18 protein-coding genes are annotated in these 22438 nt (G+C 55.3%); 8 read left to right on the top strand and 10 right to left on the bottom strand.

The features are described 5' to 3' along the window. The first annotated feature begins 48 nt into the window (after positions 1-48). Together secA and mutT are read left to right on the top strand one after the other, a co-directional pair. Positions 49-2754: a preprotein translocase subunit SecA gene (gene secA, locus AC236I_RS20870; protein ID WP_004857889.1), complete on the top strand. Its 2706-nt coding sequence runs from the start codon at positions 49-51 to the stop codon at positions 2752-2754. 59 nt (positions 2755-2813) lie between these two features. After that, positions 2814-3209, top strand: a complete 396-nt coding sequence (gene mutT / locus AC236I_RS20865) for an 8-oxo-dGTP diphosphatase MutT (RefSeq protein WP_004857891.1) — start codon at positions 2814-2816, stop codon at positions 3207-3209. 48 nt (positions 3210-3257) lie between these two features. On the opposite strand, the gene yacG is transcribed toward mutT, so the two are convergent. From yacG to coaE, 3 genes are read right to left on the bottom strand one after another with little or no spacing between them, the layout of a single operon-like run. Continuing rightward, entirely contained in the window at positions 3258-3455 is a 198-nt protein-coding gene (gene yacG / locus AC236I_RS20860; RefSeq protein WP_004857893.1) for a DNA gyrase inhibitor YacG, read from the bottom strand. A 9-nt stretch (positions 3456-3464) separates the two neighbouring features. Further along, positions 3465-4208, bottom strand: a complete 744-nt coding sequence (gene zapD / locus AC236I_RS20855) for a cell division protein ZapD (RefSeq protein WP_004857894.1) — start codon at positions 4206-4208, stop codon at positions 3465-3467. After that, positions 4208-4828: a dephospho-CoA kinase gene (coaE, locus tag AC236I_RS20850; RefSeq protein ID WP_004857896.1), complete on the bottom strand. Its 621-nt coding sequence runs from the start codon at positions 4826-4828 to the stop codon at positions 4208-4210. The genes zapD and coaE overlap by 1 nt, the downstream gene beginning before the upstream one ends. Positions 4829-5175: 347 nt before the next feature. Between coaE and AC236I_RS20845 the strand changes: the two genes are divergently transcribed. After that, complete coding sequence (locus AC236I_RS20845) at positions 5176-6219, top strand: GMP reductase (RefSeq protein WP_487608629.1); 1044 nt, start codon at positions 5176-5178, stop codon at positions 6217-6219. A 31-nt stretch (positions 6220-6250) separates the two neighbouring features. Here the strand turns inward: AC236I_RS20845 and hofC are convergent, their stop codons facing one another. The 4 genes from hofC to nadC form a co-directional block, all read right to left on the bottom strand. Beyond that, positions 6251-7456, bottom strand: a complete 1206-nt coding sequence (gene hofC, locus AC236I_RS20840; protein WP_032716567.1) for a protein transport protein HofC — start codon at positions 7454-7456, stop codon at positions 6251-6253. Beyond that, positions 7446-8831 (bottom strand): type II secretion system protein GspE, encoded by a 1386-nt coding sequence (gene gspE / locus AC236I_RS20835; protein ID WP_004857904.1) that lies wholly within the window; start codon positions 8829-8831, stop codon positions 7446-7448. The genes hofC and gspE overlap by 11 nt, the downstream gene beginning before the upstream one ends. A gap of 10 nt (positions 8832-8841) precedes the next feature. Beyond that, positions 8842-9273, bottom strand: a complete 432-nt coding sequence (ppdD, locus tag AC236I_RS20830) for a prepilin peptidase-dependent pilin (RefSeq protein ID WP_004857906.1) — start codon at positions 9271-9273, stop codon at positions 8842-8844. Between the two features lie 178 nt (positions 9274-9451). Next, the gene (gene nadC, locus AC236I_RS20825) at positions 9452-10345 is read right to left on the bottom strand and encodes a carboxylating nicotinate-nucleotide diphosphorylase (protein ID WP_004857908.1); all 894 of its coding nucleotides are present in this window, start codon (positions 10343-10345) and stop codon (positions 9452-9454) included. Between the two features lie 233 nt (positions 10346-10578). Between nadC and ampD the strand changes: the two genes are divergently transcribed. Together ampD and ampE are read left to right on the top strand one after the other, a co-directional pair. Continuing rightward, a complete protein-coding gene (gene ampD, locus AC236I_RS20820; RefSeq protein WP_015585145.1) occupies positions 10579-11142 on the top strand; it encodes a 1,6-anhydro-N-acetylmuramyl-L-alanine amidase AmpD in 564 nt (187 codons plus the stop codon). Beyond that, the gene (ampE, locus tag AC236I_RS20815; RefSeq protein ID WP_015585144.1) at positions 11139-11993 is read left to right on the top strand and encodes a beta-lactamase regulator AmpE; all 855 of its coding nucleotides are present in this window, start codon (positions 11139-11141) and stop codon (positions 11991-11993) included. The genes ampD and ampE overlap by 4 nt, the downstream gene beginning before the upstream one ends. A 30-nt stretch (positions 11994-12023) precedes the next feature. Here ampE and AC236I_RS20810 read toward each other — a convergent pair whose 3' ends face one another. The 3 genes from AC236I_RS20810 to aroP all read right to left on the bottom strand — a co-directional run bounded on the left by AC236I_RS20810 (position 12024) and on the right by aroP (position 15926). Beyond that, complete coding sequence (locus AC236I_RS20810) at positions 12024-12974, bottom strand: glycoside hydrolase family 43 protein (protein ID WP_487608628.1); 951 nt, start codon at positions 12972-12974, stop codon at positions 12024-12026. Then, positions 12974-14380 (bottom strand): glycoside-pentoside-hexuronide (GPH):cation symporter, encoded by a 1407-nt coding sequence (locus AC236I_RS20805; RefSeq protein ID WP_004857915.1) that lies wholly within the window; start codon positions 14378-14380, stop codon positions 12974-12976. Before AC236I_RS20805 ends, AC236I_RS20810 begins: the two co-directional genes overlap by 1 nt. Before the next feature lie 172 nt (positions 14381-14552). Further along, positions 14553-15926 carry an aromatic amino acid transporter AroP gene (gene aroP / locus AC236I_RS20800; protein ID WP_162098158.1) on the bottom strand — a complete coding sequence of 458 codons (1374 nt, stop codon included), beginning with the start codon at positions 15924-15926 and terminating at the stop codon, positions 14553-14555. A 643-nt stretch (positions 15927-16569) separates the two neighbouring features. Here aroP and pdhR point away from each other — a divergent pair. The 3 genes from pdhR (at position 16570) to aceF (ending at position 22164) form a co-directional block, all read left to right on the top strand. After that, complete coding sequence (gene pdhR / locus AC236I_RS20795) at positions 16570-17349, top strand: pyruvate dehydrogenase complex transcriptional repressor PdhR (RefSeq protein WP_004857919.1); 780 nt, start codon at positions 16570-16572, stop codon at positions 17347-17349. A 241-nt stretch (positions 17350-17590) separates the two neighbouring features. After that, positions 17591-20254 carry a pyruvate dehydrogenase (acetyl-transferring), homodimeric type gene (aceE, locus tag AC236I_RS20790; protein ID WP_032689465.1) on the top strand — a complete coding sequence of 888 codons (2664 nt, stop codon included), beginning with the start codon at positions 17591-17593 and terminating at the stop codon, positions 20252-20254. Between the two features lie 14 nt (positions 20255-20268). After that, positions 20269-22164: a pyruvate dehydrogenase complex dihydrolipoyllysine-residue acetyltransferase gene (aceF, locus tag AC236I_RS20785; RefSeq protein WP_015585142.1), complete on the top strand. Its 1896-nt coding sequence runs from the start codon at positions 20269-20271 to the stop codon at positions 22162-22164. Positions 22165-22438: the final 274 nt, after the last annotated feature.

The raw sequence follows: 22438 nt of genomic DNA, 5'->3' as shown, positions 1-22438 counted from the left end.
ATGATTCTTTTTTGTGACTCCGCATCGCGGGGCGTTTGAGATTTTATTATGCTAATCAAATTATTAACTAAAGTTTTCGGTAGTCGTAACGATCGTACCCTGCGCCGTATGCGCAAAACCGTTGGCCTCATCAATGCCATGGAACCGGAGATGGAAAAGCTCTCCGATGACGAGCTGAAAGGCAAAACCGCCGAGTTCCGTGCTCGCCTGGAAAAGGGCGAAAGCCTGGAGAGCCTGATCCCGGAAGCCTTTGCCGTGGTTCGTGAAGCCAGTAAACGTGTATTCGGTATGCGCCACTTCGACGTCCAGCTGCTGGGCGGTATGGTGCTTAACCAGCGTTGCATCGCGGAAATGCGTACCGGTGAAGGTAAAACGTTGACCGCAACGCTGCCTGCGTACCTGAATGCATTATCCGGTAAAGGCGTTCACGTGGTTACCGTCAACGACTATCTGGCACAGCGTGATGCTGAAAACAACCGCCCGCTGTTTGAGTTCCTCGGTATGACCGTCGGGATCAACATGTCCGGTTTACCGGCGCCAGCCAAACGTGAAGCGTACGGTGCGGATATTACCTACGGTACCAACAACGAATACGGCTTTGACTACCTGCGCGACAATATGGCGTTCAGCCCGGAAGAGCGCGTTCAGCGTAAACTGCACTATGCGCTGGTGGATGAGGTGGACTCCATTCTGATCGATGAAGCGCGTACTCCGCTGATCATTTCCGGTCCGGCGGAAGACAGCTCGGAAATGTACAAGCGCGTGAACAAGATCATCCCGCACCTGGTTCGTCAGGATAAAGAGGATTCCGACACCTTCACCGGTGAAGGCCACTTCTCCGTTGATGAAAAGGCGCGCCAGGTTAACCTGACCGAACGCGGTCTGGTGCTGATCGAAGAGCTGCTGGTGCAGGAAGGGATCATGGACGAAGGCGAATCGCTGTATTCACCGTCCAATATTATGCTGATGCATCACGTGACGGCAGCGCTGCGCGCGCACGTGCTGTTCACCCGCGACGTTGACTATATCGTCAAAGATGGCGAAGTGATTATCGTCGATGAGCATACCGGTCGTACGATGCAAGGACGTCGCTGGTCTGATGGTCTCCACCAGGCCGTTGAAGCGAAAGAAGGCGTGGATATCCAGAATGAAAACCAGACGCTGGCCTCCATCACCTTCCAGAACTATTTCCGTCTGTATGAGAAACTGGCGGGGATGACCGGTACGGCAGATACTGAAGCCTTTGAATTCAGCTCTATCTACAAGCTGGATACCGTAGTGGTGCCGACTAACCGCCCGATGATCCGTAAAGATATGGCGGATCTGGTCTATATGACCGAAGCGGAAAAAATTCAGGCGATCATCGAAGATATCAAAGAGCGCACCGCCGCTGGCCAGCCGGTTCTGGTTGGTACCATTTCGATTGAAAAATCAGAAGTGGTTTCCCATGAACTGACCAAAGCCGGTATCAAGCACAATGTTCTGAACGCGAAGTTCCACGCCAGCGAAGCGGATATCGTTGCCCAGGCGGGTTACCCGTCAGCGGTAACCATCGCAACCAACATGGCGGGTCGTGGTACGGATATTATGCTCGGCGGGAGCTGGCAAGCCGAAGTCGCTGCGCTGGAAGATCCGACACCGGAGCAAATCGCGCAGATTAAAGCCGACTGGCAGGTTCGTCACGATGCCGTTCTGGCAGCAGGCGGCCTGCATATTATCGGTACCGAGCGTCATGAATCCCGTCGTATCGATAACCAGCTGCGCGGCCGTTCTGGTCGTCAGGGGGATGCCGGTTCTTCCCGCTTCTACCTGTCGATGGAAGATGCTCTGATGCGTATCTTTGCCTCCGACCGTGTCTCCGGCATGATGCGCAAGCTGGGGATGAAACCAGGCGAAGCGATTGAGCACCCGTGGGTCACCAAGGCTATCGCTAACGCACAGCGTAAAGTCGAAAGCCGCAACTTTGATATTCGTAAGCAGCTGCTGGAATATGATGATGTTGCTAACGATCAGCGCCGGGCAATCTACAGTCAGCGTAACGAATTGCTGGACGTTTCTGATGTTAGCGAAACCATTAACAGCATCCGCGAAGATGTGTTCAAAGCGACCATCGATGCCCATATCCCGCCGCAGTCTCTGGAAGAAATGTGGGATGTTGAAGGTCTGCAGGAACGTCTGAAAAATGACTTCGACCTCGAGCTGCCGCTGAAAGAGTGGCTGGATAAAGAGCCGGAGCTGCATGAAGAGACGCTGCGCGAGCGTATTCTGCAGAGCGCGATTGAGACCTATCAGCGTAAAGAAGAAGTTGTGGGCGCCGAAATGATGCGTCATTTCGAGAAAGGCGTCATGCTGCAGACTCTGGACTCGCTGTGGAAAGAGCACCTCGCGGCGATGGATTACCTGCGTCAGGGTATTCACCTGCGCGGCTATGCGCAGAAAGATCCTAAGCAGGAGTACAAGCGTGAGTCCTTCTCTATGTTTGCCGCGATGCTGGAATCGCTGAAGTATGAAGTGATCAGCACCCTGAGCAAGGTTCAGGTCCGCATGCCGGAAGAAGTTGAAGCAATGGAGCAGCAGCGCCGCGAGGAAGCCGAACGTCTGGCGCAGATGCAACAGCTTAGCCATCAGGACGACGATACTGCCGCCGCGGCTGCGCTGGCTGAGGAGACCGGCGAGCGTAAAGTGGGGCGCAACGATCCGTGCCCATGTGGTTCCGGTAAAAAATATAAGCAGTGCCATGGCCGTCTGAGCTAAGCTCAGAGCATGAAAAATAAAGGCGCAGATATCTGCGCCTTTTTTATGGAATGATCACGATGAAACAACTGCAAATTTCCGTGGGTATTATCCGCAATCCGCAGGGGGAGATCTTTATCACCCAGCGCGCCGCCGATGCCCATATGGCCAACAAACTCGAGTTTCCCGGCGGTAAAATTGAAGCCGGAGAATCTGCGGAACAGGCGCTGGTGCGTGAACTGCAGGAAGAAGTGGGGATTACGGTAAGCTCATCCCGCCTGTTTGATAAGCTGGAGTATCAGTTCCCGGACCGCCACATTACCCTGTGGTTCTGGCTGGTGGAAGAGTGGTCCGGCGAGCCGTGGGGGAAAGAGGGACAGCCCGGGCAGTGGATTGCGCAACGGGCATTAGACTCTGAGGCGTTTCCGCCGGCGAATGAACCCATTATTACCAAATTAGTGCAGGCGGCTTCCTGAACCCGCGTTTCCCGGACAAGGCGCGATGTTGCCTTGCCCGGGAACCGGTCACGGTTGCTGTTCCTCGCTCCAGCCATCGCTATCGGACAGATCGCTCGCGCTGGGAATACGTTTTTCTTCCGCAGCCCATTCGCCTAGATCAATCAGCTGGCAGCGTTTAGAGCAAAAGGGGCGGTACAGGCTCTGTGCGTTCCAGACCACGGGTTTACCGCAGGTGGGGCAATTGACGATCGTCTCTTCTGACATTATTTCTCCTTAACAACAGGCCAGTTCAAAATCAAAACGCTCAGGTACGACCCCGAACTCGCTATCCAGCGGCAGGAAGCGGATAGCGAAACGGCTCTTATGCCCGGAGATTTGAGGATAGAGCTGGCTGGCAATATCCAGCCGCAGACGTAGCAGGTCGGCATCTTCGCCATTATCCTGATAAAAGCCGTTGAGGCTGGTCTGCTTACGGAAAGGGGCGGCATTACGAATCAGATCGAGGATCAGCACCAGAGATTGAGTCAGCGGATCAAGGCTGGCTATCCAGACGCCGATCTGTTCGTCACGGTATGCCTGCGGCATGTGCAGCCAGATATGCAGCGTGGGCAAATCAAAGCTGCAGCAGCCGCCGGGAATGCTCAGACGCTGGCGTACCAGCGCAATCAAACGATCTTCACGCAGGAACTGGCCGATGCGCGGCGCGGACATCAGCGTGGCGCCGCACTGCTTCAACTGCTGACGCAAGGCGTCAATGCGTTCGCCATCGACGCCGGGAATGTCTACCCATGACTGTAATTTCCGCTGCTGGCGCTCCAGCTCTTTTAGCAGGTCCGTCCTGACCTCTCCACGTTCCAGTACATCTAAAAGATCGCCCGCGTTGCGGAAAAAATGGAGTGCATCGGCGTAGCTGGCGATTGTCGGATGAACGGACAATTGCTGAGTCAAAAATTCAATACGCAGCCAGGTGCGCATTTTCTCGTTGAGTGGATGTTCAAACAGAACGGGGGTGTGCATTACGGTTTTTCCTGTGAGGCGGCCTGCGATGCCAGCATTAGATACTTTTCGTGCAGGCGGGCAACATCCGATGCGACGGCATCCGGAGAGCCCATGTTTTCAATGACATCATCCGCAACGGCAAGGCGCTGTTCGCGCGTCGCCTGGGCGGCAAGAATATGTTCTGCATGTTCACGACTGACCCGATCGCGAAGCATCGTACGCGCGATCTGCGTCTCTTTTGGAACATCAACGACCAGCACGCGATCGGCCTGCGTAGCCAGCCGGTTTTCTACCAGTAAGGGGACGACCCAAAGAATATAAGGAGAGCTCGCGGCCTGCATCTGCCGGCGAGTTTCCTGCTGGATGAGCGGATGCAATAGCCCGTTAAGCCAGGTTTTATCTTCAGGGTGAGCAAAGATTTTTTCACGCAGAGCGCGGCGGTTCAGCGTGCCGTCATCATTGAGCATCGGTGAACCAAAGTGAGCGGCGATGGCCTGAAGCGCGGTGGTTCCGGGTTCTACTACCTGACGGGCAATAATGTCAGCGTCAATAACGTTAATCCCAAGCCGGGAAAATGCATCGGCCACGGTACTTTTGCCACTGCCAATGCCGCCTGTTAACGCTACCGTATACCTCATACGCTCCGATCCTGAACTGACCATATACACATTACTCTTCAGAGGCGCTCGTTTTGCTGCGCACCACGCCCCGGTGAACGCTATCCCCATCAAGGTGGCTGCAGGCCAATAAAAGGCCATCACAGTATATACTGGATTTTTTTGTATATATAAATCAAGTGGTTAAAAATGATACGCCGGGCGTCGATTATTGCGTTCGCGCCATTCACTGTTCACCAGGTAAATTTATACGATTGTAGCGTAAAAAAAGTGAAAATCGCAGTCTTGCGCAGCCATGATTCGTGCGTATGATAACGTCACTGGAGTTGTGCTCTCACAATAATGCAATTAACCCCAGGAATTCGTACATGCGTATCGAAGAAGATCTGAAGCTTGGTTTTAAAGACGTTCTTATCCGCCCAAAACGCTCTACCCTCAAAAGCCGTTCTGATGTTCAGCTGGAACGTGAATTCACTTTTAAACATTCTGGTCTGTCCTGGTCTGGCGTGCCGATCATTGCCGCTAACATGGATACCGTCGGGACGTTTGGCATGGCGAAAGCGCTGGCCTCTTTCGGTATTCTGACCGCGGTTCACAAGCACTATACCGTTGAACAATGGCAGGAGTTTGTCCAGTCGGTGTCCGCAGATGTGCTGAAGTACGTCATGGTGTCCACCGGCACCTCGGATGTCGATTTCGAAAAAACCCAGCAGATCCTTTCTCAGAACCCGCAGCTTAGCTTCGTCTGCATCGATGTGGCGAATGGTTATTCTGAACATTTTGTTCAGTTCGTCGCCAAAGCGCGTGCAGCCTGGCCGAAAAAAACCATTATTGCGGGTAACGTTGTGACGGGCGAAATGTGCGAAGAGCTGATTCTGTCCGGTGCTGATATTGTGAAAGTGGGCATCGGCCCGGGCTCCGTATGTACCACTCGCGTGAAGACCGGCGTCGGTTATCCGCAGCTGTCTGCCGTTATCGAGTGTGCCGATGCGGCGCATGGCCTGGGCGGCCAGATCGTCAGCGATGGCGGTTGCACGATGCCAGGTGACGTGGCGAAAGCCTTCGGCGGCGGTGCAGATTTTGTCATGCTGGGGGGAATGCTGGCTGGCCATGAAGAGAGCGGCGGTACCGTCGTTGAAGAAAACGGCGAGAAATTCATGCTGTTCTACGGCATGAGCTCCGAATCCGCCATGACGCGCCACGTTGGCGGCGTTGCGCAGTATCGCGCCGCGGAAGGCAAAACCGTTAAGCTGCCTCTGCGTGGACCGGTAGAGAACACGGCTCGCGATATCCTCGGTGGCCTGCGTTCTGCCTGTACCTATGTGGGCGCCTCTCGCCTGAAAGAGCTGACCAAGCGTACGACCTTCATTCGCGTGCAGGAACAAGAGAACCGCGTGTTCAACAGCCTGTAATGCCTGATGCTGGCGCGTTTTGCGCCAGCACTTATCCGCCCATTCCGCTAATGGCGTCACCCAGATGAAAGATGGGTAAATACATCGCCACCACCAGCACACCGACAATCGTTCCGGTTATCAACAGCAGGGCCGGCTCCAGTAACGTTGCCAGATTTTCTGCCTGATAATGCGTTTGCTCACTATGATGACGGGCGAGGTTTTCCAGCATTGTATCCAGCGATCCGGATGCTTCACCGGTGCGGATCAGCTGCAGGCATAGCGTGGTAAAACCGCCGCTTCGCTCAAGAGCCTGCCAGATGGGAGCTCCGTGGCTAATGTGCAGATGCACCTGCTGGATCCGCTGGCGCCATAGCGGGCAGTTCAGCGTATCCTCGACGCTTTCCAGACCTTGCAGAAAGCTAATACCTGCACTTTGGGTCAGTGCGAGTACGGTAAAGATCTGGCTAAGCCGCTGCCCGCGTTTGAGTTTTCCCACAACCGGGAGCGCGTGGAGCATTTTTTGTCGCTGCAGCAGCCAGTGCGGGCGGCGACTGGCTATCAGATTAAGGACGGCGGGCAGCACAATCGGCACAATCAGCAGTGGCCAGCCATAGCTAAGGCTCTCGCTGGCGTGAATAACCAGGCGCGTCAGCAGCGGTAGCGGTGTGTTGAAGGTTTGGTAGATCGCCGCAAACTCCGGCAGAACGAAGCACAGCATCGCCACCACCACCATCAGGGCCAGACCCAGAATAACGGCCGGGTAGCGCACCGCTTTCTTCACTTTTTCTGCCAGCTGCTGCTGTTCCTGCTGTTGACGCGCCAGCTGAAGACAACAAAAATCCAGTTTACCGGTGAGCTCGCCGGTACGGATCATCGCCAGGCTAAGCGGTGCAAAGGCCTGAGGCCACTTTTCCAGCGCGGCAGAAAGCGAGATGCCTTGCGCCAGATCCTGAGCCAGTGTGCGCAGCAGCGCCTGCCACTGCGCGCTCGGTTGCTGTTGCGCCAGCAGCTCGAGTCCTTCAGCTAAAGAAAGTCCGGCCTGAAGGAGCACCGCCAGTTGGCGAACAACCTGACTGCCATAGCGCGGATGCCAGAGCGTGTTTTTGACCGCACAGCGGCGAATGGCCAGTGGAATAATGCGTTCATGCTGAAGCGCCTGGAATACTTCCAGTCGGCCAGGGTTCCACTGTGTTCCCTGACAAAATTGGCCCTGCATATCCACGCCTTGCCAGCGCCAGAGACGGTTAGCGGTCATGAGGGATCCCCAGTACGCGGACGATTTCTTCAAGGTTGGTCAGCCCTTGCTCGACCGCCAGACAGCCGCTTTCAAACAGCGTCATCATTCCCGCTTCCCGTGCCAGAGATTCGATTTCCAGCGCGCTCGGGCCACGGGCGATCGCTTGACGTAGCGGGGCATTCACCGGCAATAGCTCAAATAATGCCTGGCGACCATAGTAGCCGTGATAGCAGTGCTGACAGCCTACGGCCTGCCAGCGCGGGAGAGGTCGGGGCCACAGGCGGCGCGGTATATCCATCGTCTTCCCGGTTTCACGGCGGCAGTGTACGCACAGTTTACGCACCAGGCGTTGAGCGATAACCAGCGACAGTGCAGAAGAGAGCATCCAGCCGGCAACGCCCATTTGCTGTAGGCGAGTGAGGGTTTCACTGGTGGAGTTGGTGTGCAGCGTCGAAAGGACCAGATGCCCGGTTTGCGCCGCTTTAATCGCAATCTCTGCGGTCTCCGCATCGCGAATTTCCCCGACCATCACAATGTCAGGATCCTGGCGTAACAGCGCGCGCAGAACGTTTTGAAAAGTCAGTCCGGCGCGGGGGTTAATTTGTGTCTGGTTCATTCCGGCTATCGGCATCTCCAGCGGATCTTCCACGCTACAAATATTGACCGCATCGTGGTTTCTGGTTTGCAGCGCGCTATAAAGGGTAACGGTTTTACCGCTACCGGTTGGGCCGGTAACCAGCAGCAGTCCCTGCGGCTGTTCGAGGGCCGAGCGAAACGCATTAAGCTGGTCTGACGAAAGTCCCAGCGCCCCCAGCTCGAGTGCCTGCTCGACCTGATGCAGTAAACGCAGCACGATTTTCTCCCCGTGGCGACAGGGCAGTGTGGCTATACGGAAAGAGACCGGGCGACCGGCAAGGGGCAGGGTAAACTGGCCATCCTGCGGCAGGCGATGCTCGGCGATGTCCAGGTTGCCGAGCACTTTAAGCCGCGCGGCGACCGGGGCTGCGCGTTCGGGGGGAAGGGGCGAAAGTGCATGGAGCACGCCATCGACACGCAGACGAATGCGCAGGTGATTTTCTTCGGGCTCAAAATGAATATCGGAAGCCCGCTGGCGTAGCGCTTGCTCGAGGATCTGCTGGACCTGGCCGATTACATCGGCCGCGGTATCGCTGTGGGCAGGGGGCGAGGGGTGGGTTGCCGTCTGCTGACGCTTATCCATCTGCGCCTGGCTCCAGCATTCGATATCGATTCGCTTCTGAGTAGCGAAACGCAGCGCCTCCATCAGTTCAGGCGTCGGAGCATCGACAACCGCGATAGCGATGGTTTGCTCATCGCTGTTCAACAGCAGCGCCTGATGGCGCTGACAAAGGGAGATTAACCGATCGGTTTTCATCGTGGCGGCCTCAGTTTATGCGGAACACATCTTCGCAGGCCTGCTGGAGTGCGCTGCTGCTGGCTATGTTGCAGACGCGCCCCCAGCCGGTGATACCGCTTGCATTGTCCCAGGACGGCGTCAGGGTGACGCTCAGTCCGTTCAGGCTTTCTTGTCCGTTCAGCGTGACAATACCTTGCGCGACGCTCATGGTGGCGACGTAGCGCGTGGTCGCTGGAGAAGGGATGCCGTTGGCGCCGGCGTCACAGCTTGTCAGTCCGCCGTGTTCGAGCGCGCATAGTTCAACGGCCGTGCGGTAGGGGACAAAGGTTTGCAGCATGTCGGTCAGGGCCGCTTTGCGCAGGTAGTTCTGATAAGCCGGAATGCCGATAGCGCTCAGAATGGCGATAATGCCGATGACCACCATCAGTTCGATCAGGGTAAATCCGCGTTGTCTGTCCATATATGCTCCTTGTGGTGAAGGAAGCACTGTGACGCGCTGGCGGCGCCGCGGCGAATGACAAATGATGAGGTGGGAAACGACTTTCCAGGTTTTCTGGTGTTCTTGCAGGTGGGGGAGTCAGAGATGCTCGCTGTCTCGCAAAAAAAGCCCCGGCGCGTTGTCGCTCCGGGGCGGGCGATTAGCGAAAACGCATGGAGAGGTCCAGGGCGTGTACGTGCTTGGTCAGGGCGCCCACGGAGATGTAATCAACGCCGGTTTCGGCAAATTCGCGGATGGTTTTAAACGTCACGTTGCCGGATACTTCCAGCGCCGCCTTGCCGTTGGTCCGCTTCACCGCTTCACGCATCAGGTCGGTGGTGAAATTATCGAGCATAATGATATCCGCGCCGGCTTTAAGCGCTTCATCCAGTTCATCAAGCGATTCCACTTCCACTTCAACCGGAACGTCCGGATGCAGCCAGAAAGCTTTTTCCACCGCCTGACGCACTGAGCCTGAGGCAATAATGTGGTTTTCTTTAATCAGGAAGGCGTCGAATAAACCCAGACGGTGGTTGGCGCCGCCGCCGCACAGTACGGCATACTTCAGTGCGGTGCGCAGGCCTGGCAGCGTTTTACGCGTGTCGAGCAGCTGGGTTTTGGTTCCGGCCAGCAGCTCCACGTAACGATGTACTTCGCTGGAGACGCCGGACAGGGTCTGCACGAAATTCAGCGCGGTGCGTTCACCGGTCAGCAGCAGCCGGGAAGGCCCCTCCAGCTCGAACAGCGGCTGGTCCGCTTTGATGAGATCGCCATCTTCGACATGCCAGGTGATGCTGACATCGTCGCCAGCCAGTTGAATGAAGACCTCTTCCACCCAGCGCTTACCGCAAAATACGCCGTCTTCGCGCGTAATAATGACCGCATGTGAGCGTGCGTCTTCCGGCAATAATTGGGCGCTAATATCGTTGTTGGCATTGACCTCGCCACCCAGATCTTCCCGCAGGGATTGGGCGACGGCATCGGTGATATCCAGGTTAATGCGTTCCAGCAGCGCGTCACGGCGGCGGTCGGGATTGTAGCGACGAGGCGACATGATAAAGCTCCAGATAGATAAGATTCAGCAGTGGGAAACATGCTAACCTGAACAGCGTTTCTACACCATACAGACTTCGCGCTTCGGGGCGCCTCTGTATCGGCTATGTCTCTGCTTTTCAGCGATGATTTGTGGGTTGCTGGACCGCAGGCTGAACGATTTTGTGTATGATAATCAGCATCCTTTGGGCCACGGGCGGCCCGGGAGCATGAGTTAGCGAAAGGAGATTCCGCATGCAGTTGAATGGGGGATGGCTGGTGGATGCGCGTCGGGTTCCTTCGCCGCACCATGATTGCCGCCCGGATGATGAAGCCCCTTCCTTACTGGTGGTGCATAATATTAGTCTGCCGCCGGGGGAGTTTGGCGGCCCGTGGATCGATGCTTTATTCACCGGAACGCTCGATCCCAGCGCTCATCCTTTCTTTGCGGAAATCGCGCACCTGCGCGTTTCAGCGCATTGTCTTATTCGTCGCGATGGTGAAATTGTGCAGTATGTTCCTTTTGATAAGCGAGCGTGGCACGCGGGCGTATCCAGCTATCACGGGCGTGAACGCTGCAATGACTTTTCTATCGGCATTGAGCTGGAAGGAACCGACACGCTGGCTTATACCGATGCGCAGTACCAGCAGCTGGTGGCGGTGACGCGACAGCTGATCGCGTTGTACCCGGCCATCGCACGCCATATGACTGGCCACAGCGATATTGCGCCAGTCCGAAAAACGGATCCCGGTCCGGCTTTTGACTGGGCAAAATTTCGCGGCCTGCTGGCCGCTTCGTCAGAAAAGGAGATGCCATGACGTTGTTTACTACGCTGCTGGTTCTCATCGCTGAGCGGCTGTTTAAGCTGGGTGAGCACTGGCAGCTCGATCACCGCCTGGAAGTGCTGTTTCGCCGGGTAAAACACTTTTCACTCCCTGCGACTCTGCTGATGACGGCGCTGGCCATGGCGGTGGTTTATCTTATTCAGCGCCTGCTGCACGGGGTGCTGTTTAACGTCCCTCTTCTGGTCTTCTGGATCTTGCTCGGCCTGCTGTGTATTGGCGCGGGCAGGGTACGGCTGCACTATCATGCGTATCTGAAAGCCGCATCACGCAACGATCGTCATGCTTGTGACGCGATGGCCAGCGAGCTGACGCTGATTCACGGCGTGCCGCCAGGCTGTGACGATCGCGAGTTTCTGAGCGAACTGCAAAATGCGCTGCTGTGGATTAACTACCGCTACTACCTGGCTCCGCTGTTCTGGTTTGTGGTTGGCGGGCCATGGGGACCTATTACGCTGATTGGCTACTGCGTGCTGCGCGCCTGGCAGACGTGGCTGGCGCGTTATCAGACGCCGCGCCATCGCTTACAGTCGGGGATTGATGCCATTCTGCACGTGGTGGACTGGCTGCCGGTACGTCTGGTCGGCGTGGTCTATGCGTTGGTGGGACACGGGGAAAGAGCCTTGCCGGCCTGGTTTGCTTCTTTGGGCGACCGTCACTCGTCGCAGTACCAGGTTCTGACCCGACTGGCTCAGTTTTCGCTGGCGCGCGAACCGCATGTGGATAAGGTCGAGACACCTAAAGCGGCGGTCTCAATGGCCAAAAAAACGTCGCTGGTGGTGGTCGTTATCATGGCGCTACTCACCATTTACGGTACCTTGATTTAAGCCCCGCCCGCTGCCGGGCAGGGGGGGCGATCAATACGTATCGGCGGGCGGGATGCCGAAGTCAGGCATCCCGTTTTCTTGCCAGCGAACCCGCTTGAGCCGCGTATGGCGATTCGGATCGTACAGCGGATCGCCTTCAATTTCGGTATAGTTCCGCGCATGGTAGACCAGCACATCTTCCCCTTCCGGCGTTTGCGTAAAACCGTTGTGACCGGGGCCATACTGACGGTTCTCATCGCTGGTACGAAATACGGGCTCCGGTGATTTATGCCAGTTCTCCGGGCGCAGCGGGTCGGCCAGCAGGTCTATCCACAAGAGTCCCATGCAGTAGTTTTCATCGGTTGCGCTGGCGGAATAGCTGACAAACAGCCGCTCGCCGTGGACCAGAACCGCCGGGCCTTCATTGACCCGAAAACCGCGACATTCCCAGTCAAACTCCGGTTTACTCAACATCACGGGATCACCTTTTAGCGTCCACGGGTTTGCCAGCTCCGCCAGGTAGAGGTTGGAGTTGCCTGCAATATGTGGGGCTTTCTGCGCCCACAGATACCACTGCCTGCCCTGATGTTGAAAGGTGGTGGCATCCAGCGCAAAGTTATCGAAGGGCGTTTTTACCTGGCCTTTTTCAACCCACTGACCGCTGAGCGGGTCGCTGTCGGCACATTCGAGGACAAACATCCGGTGCTGGAACATCCCGAGTTGGTCCAGGTCTTGCGTGTGAGCAGCGGCAAAATAGATATACCATTTCCCGTCAATTTCATGCAGTTCCGGTGCCCAGATGAGCTGGCTCATTGGGCCGCTCTCCGCTTTACGCCAGACCACCACCGGCGGCGCTTCGCGTAGACCTTCCAGCGTCGCCGCGCGACGAATCTCCAGCCGGTCATATTCCGGAACCGAGGCGATAAAATAGTAGTGATCCTGATGGCGCAGAATATAGGGGTCCGCGCGTTGTTCAATAAACGGATTAGGCCAGTTGCTCATCAAGCTTTCCTTATGTGTTCACTGGTTTTGAGATCCTGCCAGGTATTGAGTTCCTCGTAGTTAGCGCGACGCTTTTCCAGGTCCGACTGGATTTGGCACATAAACTCGCGGTTGACCTTCAGCATCCGCACGACGCCTGCGGTAATCAGGTAGCCAACACCCGGAATGACGCTGAACAGCAGCACGATACCGTTTACCGCCGAGGCGCTCTGCTCTTTGGCGCCGGCATCGTATCCGTACCATGAGAGCAGGAAACCGACCATCGCGCCGGCTACCGCCAGCCCGACTTTCAGGAAGAAAAGATTACCGGAGAAGCTGATCCCGGTGATGCGTTTGCCGGTTTTCCACTCGCCGTAATCATCGACGTCAGCCATCAGGGACCAGTGCAGCGGCGACGGGATCTGATGCAGGATGTTGAGCAGGAAGTAGAGCACCATAATCATCATGGTGGCATGTGGGTCGAAGAAGTAGAACGCGCAGGAGAAAATCGCCAGGGCGATATTGGTCCAGAAGAAAACCTGCAGCTTGCACCAGCGATCGGTCAGCACTTTTGCCAGCATACTGCCGATCATCATCCCGACCACGCCGAGGCTGATAAACAGCGTCGCAAAGTGGGTGCTTTGCTGCATGACCCAGGTCACGTAGTACATGGTGGCGGCCATGCGGATAAACCCGGGACAGACGTTGCAAAGCGTTAACAGCAGGATGCGAACCCACTGATCGTTTTTCCAGACGTCCTTAAAGTCTTGCTTCAGTTCATCGTGGGTCTGTACCGCCGGACGCACGCGTTCACGAACGGTGGCGAAGCAGAATAAAAACATACACATACCAATTGCTGCCAGCACGGTCATCGCCATCTGATAACCTTTGGCTTTATCGGCGCCACCGAACCAGTCGGCCATCGGCAGCAGCGTCAGCGACAGCAGCAGCGTGGCAATACCGACCAGCACAAAACGATACGACTGGCAGGCTACGCGCTCCTGCGGATCGTTAGTAATCACGCTGCCTAACGAGCAGTAGGGAATATTAATCGCGGTATAGGTCAGTGAGAGCAGGAAGTAGGTGACGAAGGCATAGATAACTTTGCTGTGATAGGTCCATTCCGGCGTGGTGAACATCAGGACGCTGAACAGCGCGTAGGGGAAGGCCATCCACAGCAGCCACGGACGGAAGCGGCCATATTGACTGCGAGTACGGTCGGCCATGGCGCCCATGATCGGGTCTGTCACGGCATCGATGACGCGTACGGAGAGCAACAAAACGCCCACTAACGCGGGCGCGAGGCCAAAAATATCGGTGTAAAAGTAGTTAACAAACAGCATGATGGCGCCAAATATGATGTTGCATCCGGCATCGCCCATCCCATAGCCAATCTTTTCTCTCACTGAAAGTTTATTGCCTGCCATCTGGAGATCTCCCCGTTGCGGTATGGAGAGAATTATTTGCGGAATTGCCGATAAATGCGTTGCAGTATCAGGTCAACGATATGGATAAAACGACTGTTGGAGGGAAAGTGTGAAGCAGATAACAATGCTCTGTGCCCGCCATGACGGGACGGGCACAGAATCCAGAGATGTATTATTGTGCTTTTAGTGCGCTGGCGCTTTTCTGTTTAAACAGATAGCCGACGCCCAGAATCGCAATCCATACCGGGATCAGGTAAACGGAAATCGCCATGCCCGGCGTCATCAGCATAATCACCAGTACCGCCACCATGAACAGCAGGCAGACCCAGTTGCCGACCGGGTAGAACAGCGCCGGGAAACGAGAAACCACGCCCTGCTGCTGCTTGGCGCGACGGAACTTCATATGCGCCAGGCTAATCATCGCCCAGTTAATGACCAGCGCGGAAACCACCAGCGCCATCAGCAGGCCAAAGGCCGACTCCGGTGCGAAGTAGTTAATCAGGACGCACAGCGCGGTGACCACGGCAGAGACCAGAATGGTATTGACCGGCACGCCGCGCTTATCGACGCTCATCAGCGCTTTCGGGGCGTTCCCCTGCTGGGCCAGACCGAACAACATGCGGCTGTTGCAGTATACGCAGCTGTTATACACGGACAGCGCAGCGGTCAGCACCACGACGTTGAGGGCGTTGGCCACAAAGGTATCGCCCAGCTCGTGGAAGATCAGCACGAACGGGCTGGTATCTGCGGTGACGCGCGTCCACGGCAGCAGTGAAAGCAGAACGGCCAGCGAGCCCACATAGAAAATCAGGATACGGTAGATAACCTGGTTGGTGGCTTTCGGGATGCTCTGTTCCGGATTGTCCGCTTCAGCTGCCGTGATCCCGACCAGCTCCAGACCACCAAACGAGAACATGATAATCGCCATCATCATCACCAGTCCGGTAAAGCCATGCGGCAGGAACCCGCCCTGGTCCCACAGGTTGCGTACGGTTGCCTGTGGGCCGCCGTTGCCGCTGAACAGCAGCCAGCCGCCAAACAGAATCATCGCCACAACGGCCACTACTTTAATAATGGCGAACCAGAACTCCATTTCACCAAACACTTTCACGTTGGTCAGGTTAATGGCATTGATGGCGATAAAGAACACCGCAGCGGACACCCAGGTTGGGATCTCGGGCCACCAGAACTGAATATATTTCCCGACCGCAGTCAGCTCGGCCATGGCCACCAGAACGTACAGTACCCAGTAGTTCCAACCGGAAGCAAAGCCGGCAAAACCGCCCCAGTATTTATACGCAAAATGACTGAATGAACCTGCTACCGGCTCTTCTACGACCATCTCACCCAGCTGACGCATGATCAGGAAGGCGATAAAACCGGCGATCGCATAGCCCAGAATAATCCCGGGGCCGGCGGACTGAATAACGGATGCACTGCCCAGAAACAGGCCGGTGCCGATAGCGCCGCCCAGAGCAATAAGCTGAATATGGCGGTTTTTCAAGCCGCGCTTGAGCCGATCGCCATGCTGTTGACCTTCCATCATGAAACCTCGTGTGTGGTTATTATGTTTATACGCGTCGTCCTTCAGGCTACTGCTTCGTTGTCTGTCCCTGCCAGATAGCATAGCTATCTAAATTCAAGGGCGTTTTGGTCAGCTCGGTCCTGATTGATTCAGCTTACATATTGTTGTGTGGTGTAATTCCGAAATTCCGTTTTCGTATTGATTTCTTTACGGAAGGCGAAACATAAAAACACCAAAAGGCCTTTCGTCTCACCGAGAATAGTGATAAGCGCGAATGAATGCACCTGCTTTATGAAGGGATGATGACGAAGCGAGCAAAAAGAAACCATTTGTAAATAGCAGGCCGGTGAACGCGATCCGCTTGAGGTGGCTGAATATTCACTCCTTATGAATAAATAATTGAGTTTTACGGAGTTGAATCGGTTCAGATAGCCTAATTTTTCGTTTCATAAACGTTAACGCTACCTCTTATGGGGTAAACACATCATTTGTGTGAAGTTACAATTCTGAAATGTTATTTCTGTAAGGTTGTTAAAATGTGCGTGGTTTCCTGATTTCAATCAAAACCTGTATGGACAGAAGGTGAATACTTTGTTACTTTACCGCTACGAACTGCGAATTGGTAAGACCAATTGACTACGGGCTAATGGCAGAGACAGGGAATATGGCCTACAGCAAAATCCGCCAACCAAAACTATCTGATGTGATAGAGCAGCAGCTTGAGTTTTTAATCCTTGAGGGGACCTTACGCCCCGGTGAAAAACTCCCGCCTGAACGCGAACTGGCCAAACAGTTCGACGTTTCCCGCCCCTCGCTGCGTGAGGCGATTCAACGCCTCGAAGCCAAGGGCTTGTTGCTTCGTCGCCAGGGCGGTGGAACTTTTGTACAGAGCAGCCTGTGGCAGAGCTTCAGCGACCCGCTGGTCGAGCTACTGTCCGATCACCCTGAATCCCAATTTGATCTGCTGGAAACCCGCCACGCGCTGGAAGGCATCGCGGCTTATTACGCGGCGCTGCGCAGCAATGATGCTGACCGCGAACGTATTCGCGAGCTGCATCAGGCTATCGAACGGGCTCAGCAGTCCGGCGATCTTGACGCCGAATCTGACGCCGTCGTCCAGTATCAAATTGCCGTCACCGAAGCGGCGCACAATGTCGTGCTTCTCCATCTGCTACGCTGCATGGAGCCGATGCTCGCGCAAAACGTTCGTCAGAACTTTGAATTGCTGTATGCCCGTCGGGAGATGCTTCCGCAGGTCAGCAACCATCGCACTCGTATTTTCGAGGCGATAATCGCCGGAGAGCCGGAGCAGGCGCGTGAAGCGTCGCATCGACACCTGGCGTTCATTGAAGAAATTTTGCTGGATCGTAGCCGTGAGGAGAGTCGTCGAGAACGCTCACTGCGTCGTTTACAGCAACGGAAAGATGAGAACTCCGGTTCTTAAGCGCCATTTTTTAGAGCGCGGCAACTAAACGCAGAACCTGTCTTATTGTGCTTTTGGTTGTTCAAATAGTTCGGGTTATATCGCGGCGGCAAGCACGTGAATCCCCGGGAGCATAGCTAACTATGTGGCCAGGGTGAGGAAGCGCAGCCAACAAAGAGATAACCTGAAATATGAAGAACAAAGAGTGCAATGGGACAGGTTCCAGATTAATCAACGATTAGATAGATAAGGAATACCCCCCATGTCAGAACGTTTACCAAATGACGTGGATCCGATCGAAACTCGCGACTGGCTACAGGCGATCGAATCGGTCATCCGTGAAGAAGGTGTTGAGCGTGCTCAGTATCTGATTGACCAACTCCTTTCTGAAGCCCGCAAAGGCGGGGTGAAGGTTGCTGCTGGCACATCTACAGGCAGTTACGTCAACACTATTGCCGTTGAAGATGAACCGGAATATCCGGGGAATCTGGATCTGGAACGTCGAATTCGTTCTGCGATTCGTTGGAACGCCATCATGACCGTTCTGCGCGCATCGAAAAAAGATCTGGAACTGGGTGGCCACATGGCTTCCTTCCAGTCCTCCGCAACGTTCTATGAAGTGTGCTTTAACCACTTCTTCCGTGCGCGCAACGAGCAGGATGGCGGCGACCTGGTTTACTTCCAGGGCCACATTTCTCCGGGCGTATACGCACGTGCGTTCCTCGAAGGCCGTCTGACCGAAGAGCAGATGAATAACTTCCGTCAGGAAGTTCACGGTAACGGTCTGTCTTCTTATCCGCACCCGAAACTGATGCCGGAATTCTGGCAGTTCCCGACCGTCTCCATGGGTCTGGGCCCAATCGGTGCTATCTATCAGGCGAAATTCCTCAAGTATCTGGAACACCGTGGTCTGAAAGATACCTCCAAACAAACCGTTTATGCCTTCCTGGGCGACGGCGAGATGGACGAGCCGGAATCTAAAGGCGCTATCACCATCGCCACCCGTGAAAAACTGGATAACCTGGTCTTCGTCATTAACTGCAACCTGCAGCGTCTGGACGGCCCGGTCACCGGTAACGGTAAAATCATTAACGAGCTGGAAGGTATCTTCGCCGGTGCCGGCTGGAACGTTATCAAGGTTATCTGGGGCGGTCGTTGGGATGAGCTGCTGCGTAAAGACACCAGCGGTAAGCTGATTCAGCTGATGAACGAAACCGTTGACGGTGACTACCAGACCTTCAAATCCAAAGATGGCGCGTACGTTCGTGAGCACTTCTTCGGTAAATATCCGGAAACCGCAGCGCTGGTTGCCGACTGGACTGACGAGCAGATCTGGGCTCTGAACCGCGGTGGTCACGATCCGAAGAAAGTCTTTGCTGCCCTGAAAAAAGCGCAGGAGACCAAAGGCAAAGCGACCGTTATCCTGGCTCATACCATTAAAGGGTATGGCATGGGCGATACCGCTGAAGGTAAAAACATCGCTCACCAGGTGAAGAAAATGAACATGGACGGCGTTCGCTATGTCCGCGATCGTTTCAATGTGCCGGTTGCCGATGCGGATATCGAAAAACTGCCGTACGTGACCTTCCCGGAAGGCTCCGAAGAGCATACCTATCTGCACGCTCAGCGTCAGAAACTGCACGGCTATCTGCCGAGCCGTCAGCCGAACTTCGATGAGAAGCTGGAGCTGCCGACCCTGGAAGATTTCGCGCCGCTGCTGGAAGAGCAGAACAAAGAAATTTCTACCACTATCGCGTTCGTTCGTGCCCTGAACGTGATGCTGAAGAACAAGTCCATCAAAGACCGCCTCGTGCCGATCATCGCCGATGAAGCGCGTACCTTTGGTATGGAAGGCCTGTTCCGTCAGATTGGTATCTACAGCCCGAACGGCCAGCAGTACACCCCGCAGGACCGTGAGCAGGTTGCTTACTACAAAGAAGACGAAAAAGGTCAGATCCTGCAGGAAGGGATCAACGAACTGGGCGCAGGCGCATCCTGGCTGGCGGCGGCAACGTCTTACAGCACCAACAACCTGCCGATGATCCCGTTCTACATCTACTACTCCATGTTCGGGTTCCAGCGTATCGGCGACCTGTGCTGGCAGGCAGGCGACCAGCAGGCTCGCGGCTTCCTGGTCGGCGGGACTTCCGGTCGTACCACGCTGAACGGCGAAGGTCTGCAGCACGAAGATGGTCACAGCCATATTCAGTCTCTGACTATCCCGAACTGTATCTCTTACGATCCGTCTTACGCGTACGAAGTTGCGGTCATCATGCACGATGGTCTGGAGCGTATGTACGGCGAGAAACAAGAGAACGTTTACTACTACATCACCACGCTGAACGAAAACTACCACATGCCGGCCATGCCAGCAGGTGCCGAGGAAGGTATCCGTAAAGGTATCTATAAACTCGAAACTGTTGAAGGTAGCAAAGGTAAAGTTCAGCTGCTGGGCTCCGGTTCTATCCTGCGTCACGTTCGTGAAGCAGCGCAGATCCTGGCGAAAGACTACGGCGTGGGCTCTGACGTGTACTCCGTCACCTCCTTCACCGAACTGGCCCGTGACGGTCAGGACTGTGAGCGCTGGAACATGCTGCACCCGCTGGAAACTCCGCGCGTTCCGTACATCGCTCAGGTGATGAACGACGCTCCGGCTGTAGCATCAACCGACTATATGAAACTGTTCGCCGAGCAGGTCCGTACTTATGTACCGGCTGACGACTACCGCGTGCTGGGTACTGATGGCTTCGGACGTTCCGACAGCCGTGAGAACCTGCGTCACCACTTCGAAGTAGATGCTTCTTATGTGGTTGTAGCAGCACTGGGCGAACTGGCTAAACGTGGCGAAATCGATAAGAAAGTGGTGGCGGATGCCATCATCAAATTCAACATCGATGCAGAAAAAGTTAACCCGCGTCTGGCGTAAGAGGTAAAAGAATAATGGCTATCGAAATCAATGTACCGGACATCGGGGCTGATGAAGTTGAAATCACCGAGATCCTGGTCAAAGTAGGCGACAAAGTTGAAGCTGAACAGTCGCTGATCACTGTAGAAGGCGATAAAGCCTCTATGGAAGTCCCGTCTCCGCAGGCTGGCGTCGTAAAAGAGATCAAAGTCTCTGTCGGCGACAAAACTGAGACCGGTAAACTGATCATGATTTTCGATTCCGCCGACGGTGCAGCTGATGCTGCACCTGCCAAGGCAGAAGAGAAGAAAGAAGCGGCCCCGGCAGCAGCACCTGCTGCAGCAGCGGCAAAAGACGTTCACGTGCCGGACATCGGCGGCGACGAAGTTGAAGTCACCGAGATCATGGTTAAAGTGGGCGATACCGTTGCGGCTGAGCAGTCCCTGATCACCGTAGAAGGCGATAAAGCCTCTATGGAAGTTCCGGCGCCGTTCGCGGGTACCGTGAAAGAGATCAAAATCAACACCGGCGACAAAGTGTCTACCGGCTCGCTGATCATGGTCTTCGAAGTTGCTGGCGCGGCACCTGCTGCAGCTCCGGCACAGGCAGCCGCTCCGGCCGCTGCCGCGGCACCAGCAGCCGCTGCTGGCGCGAAAGACGTTCACGTACCGGACATCGGCGGTGATGAAGTCGAAGTCACCGAAGTGATGGTGAAAGTGGGCGACAAAGTTGCCGCTGAACAGTCTCTGATCACCGTAGAAGGCGACAAGGCTTCTATGGAAGTGCCGGCACCGTTTGCAGGCACCGTCAAAGAAATCAAAATCAGCACCGGCGACAAAGTCTCTACCGGTTCGCTGATTATGGTCTTCGAAGTGGAGGGCGCTGCGCCTGCCGCAGCTCCGGCTCAGGCTGCTGCTCCGGCAGCTGCTGCCCCGGCTCCGGCGGCTAAACCGGCTGCTGCTCCTGCGGCGAAAGCGGAAGGCAAATCTGAGTTTGCTGAAAACGACGCTTACGTTCATGCGACACCGCTGATTCGTCGCCTGGCGCGCGAATTCGGCGTCAACCTGGCGAAAGTGAAAGGCTCCGGTCGTAAAGGCCGTATCCTGCGCGAAGACGTTCAGGCTTACGTGAAAGACGCGGTGAAACGCGCTGAAGCTGCGCCTGCCGCTGCCGCCGGTGGTGGTCTGCCGGGCATGCTGCCGTGGCCGAAAGTGGACTTCAGCAAGTTTGGTGAAGTGGAAGAAGTTGAGCTGGGCCGTATCCAGAAAATCTCTGGTGCTAACCTGAGCCGTAACTGGGTCATGATCCCGCACGTTACGCACTTCGACAAAACCGATATCACCGATCTGGAAGCCTTCCGTAAGCAGCAGAATGCTGAAGCTGAGAAGCGCAAACTGGACGTGAAATTCACCCCCGTTGTCTTCATCATGAAAGCGGTTGCCGCTGCGCTTGAGCAGATGCCACGCTTCAACAGCTCGCTGTCCGAAGATGCACAGCGTCTGACGCTGAAGAAATACATCAACATCGGGGTGGCGGTTGATACGCCGAATGGTCTGGTTGTTCCGGTCTTTAAAGATGTGAACAAGAAGAGCATTACCGAGCTGTCTCGTGAACTGACGGTTATCTCTAAGAAAGCGCGTGATGGTAAGCTGACGGCTGGCGAAATGCAGGGCGGTTGCTTCACCATCTCCAGCATCGGTGGCCTGGGGACAACCCACTTCGCGCCGATTGTTAACGCGCCGGAAGTGGCTATCCTCGGGGTGTCCAAATCCGCGATGGAACCGGTGTGGAATGGTAAAGAGTTTGTACCGCGTCTGATGATGCCTATCTCTCTGTCCTTCGACCACCGCGTGATCGATGGTGCTGATGGTGCGCGCTTTATCACCATCATCAACAACATGCTGAGCGATATTCGCCGCCTGGTGATGTAAGCGAAAAGCCGGCCTGACGGCCGGCTTTTTTCTGGTAATCTTGTCTTCGTTTCGGGGTTATCAGCAACAAAGGACAAAATCGTTTGCCGTTTGTTGTTTCAAAATTGTTAACAATTTTGTAAAATGCAGGCGGATAGAACGTCCCGGTGGACATGGGCGTAATTTACACAAAAAAATTCGAGTTGCGTCAAGGCGGCAAGGGAGTGAATCCCTGGAGCGTACAAGCGGTACGTGACCGGGGTGAGCGAGCGCAGCCAACGCAGAGGCGGCTTGA

This window comes from Klebsiella sp. Sb-30 (assembly GCF_057652795.1).
The sequence above is the reverse complement of the archived record's forward strand: the minus strand, read 5'-3'. Positions and strand labels throughout refer to the sequence as shown.

Coding starts and splice junctions, on each gene's coding strand:
- pdhR (WP_004857919.1), top strand. CDS start 16,570: ATGGCCTACAGCAAAATCCGCCAACCAAAACTATCTGATGTGATAGAG.
- secA (WP_004857889.1), top strand. CDS start 49: ATGCTAATCAAATTATTAACTAAAGTTTTCGGTAGTCGTAACGATCGT.
- ampE (WP_015585144.1), top strand. CDS start 11,139: ATGACGTTGTTTACTACGCTGCTGGTTCTCATCGCTGAGCGGCTGTTT.
- nadC (WP_004857908.1), bottom strand. CDS start 10,345: ATGTCGCCTCGTCGCTACAATCCCGACCGCCGCCGTGACGCGCTGCTG.
- mutT (WP_004857891.1), top strand. CDS start 2,814: ATGAAACAACTGCAAATTTCCGTGGGTATTATCCGCAATCCGCAGGGG.
- aceE (WP_032689465.1), top strand. CDS start 17,591: ATGTCAGAACGTTTACCAAATGACGTGGATCCGATCGAAACTCGCGAC.
- aceF (WP_015585142.1), top strand. CDS start 20,269: ATGGCTATCGAAATCAATGTACCGGACATCGGGGCTGATGAAGTTGAA.
- AC236I_RS20805 (WP_004857915.1), bottom strand. CDS start 14,380: ATGGCAGGCAATAAACTTTCAGTGAGAGAAAAGATTGGCTATGGGATG.
- aroP (WP_162098158.1), bottom strand. CDS start 15,926: ATGATGGAAGGTCAACAGCATGGCGATCGGCTCAAGCGCGGCTTGAAA.
- AC236I_RS20845 (WP_487608629.1), top strand. CDS start 5,176: ATGCGTATCGAAGAAGATCTGAAGCTTGGTTTTAAAGACGTTCTTATC.
- AC236I_RS20810 (WP_487608628.1), bottom strand. CDS start 12,974: ATGAGCAACTGGCCTAATCCGTTTATTGAACAACGCGCGGACCCCTAT.
- yacG (WP_004857893.1), bottom strand. CDS start 3,455: ATGTCAGAAGAGACGATCGTCAATTGCCCCACCTGCGGTAAACCCGTG.
- zapD (WP_004857894.1), bottom strand. CDS start 4,208: ATGCACACCCCCGTTCTGTTTGAACATCCACTCAACGAGAAAATGCGC.
- gspE (WP_004857904.1), bottom strand. CDS start 8,831: ATGAAAACCGATCGGTTAATCTCCCTTTGTCAGCGCCATCAGGCGCTG.
- ampD (WP_015585145.1), top strand. CDS start 10,579: ATGCAGTTGAATGGGGGATGGCTGGTGGATGCGCGTCGGGTTCCTTCG.
- hofC (WP_032716567.1), bottom strand. CDS start 7,456: ATGACCGCTAACCGTCTCTGGCGCTGGCAAGGCGTGGATATGCAGGGC.
- coaE (WP_004857896.1), bottom strand. CDS start 4,828: ATGAGGTATACGGTAGCGTTAACAGGCGGCATTGGCAGTGGCAAAAGT.
- ppdD (WP_004857906.1), bottom strand. CDS start 9,273: ATGGACAGACAACGCGGATTTACCCTGATCGAACTGATGGTGGTCATC.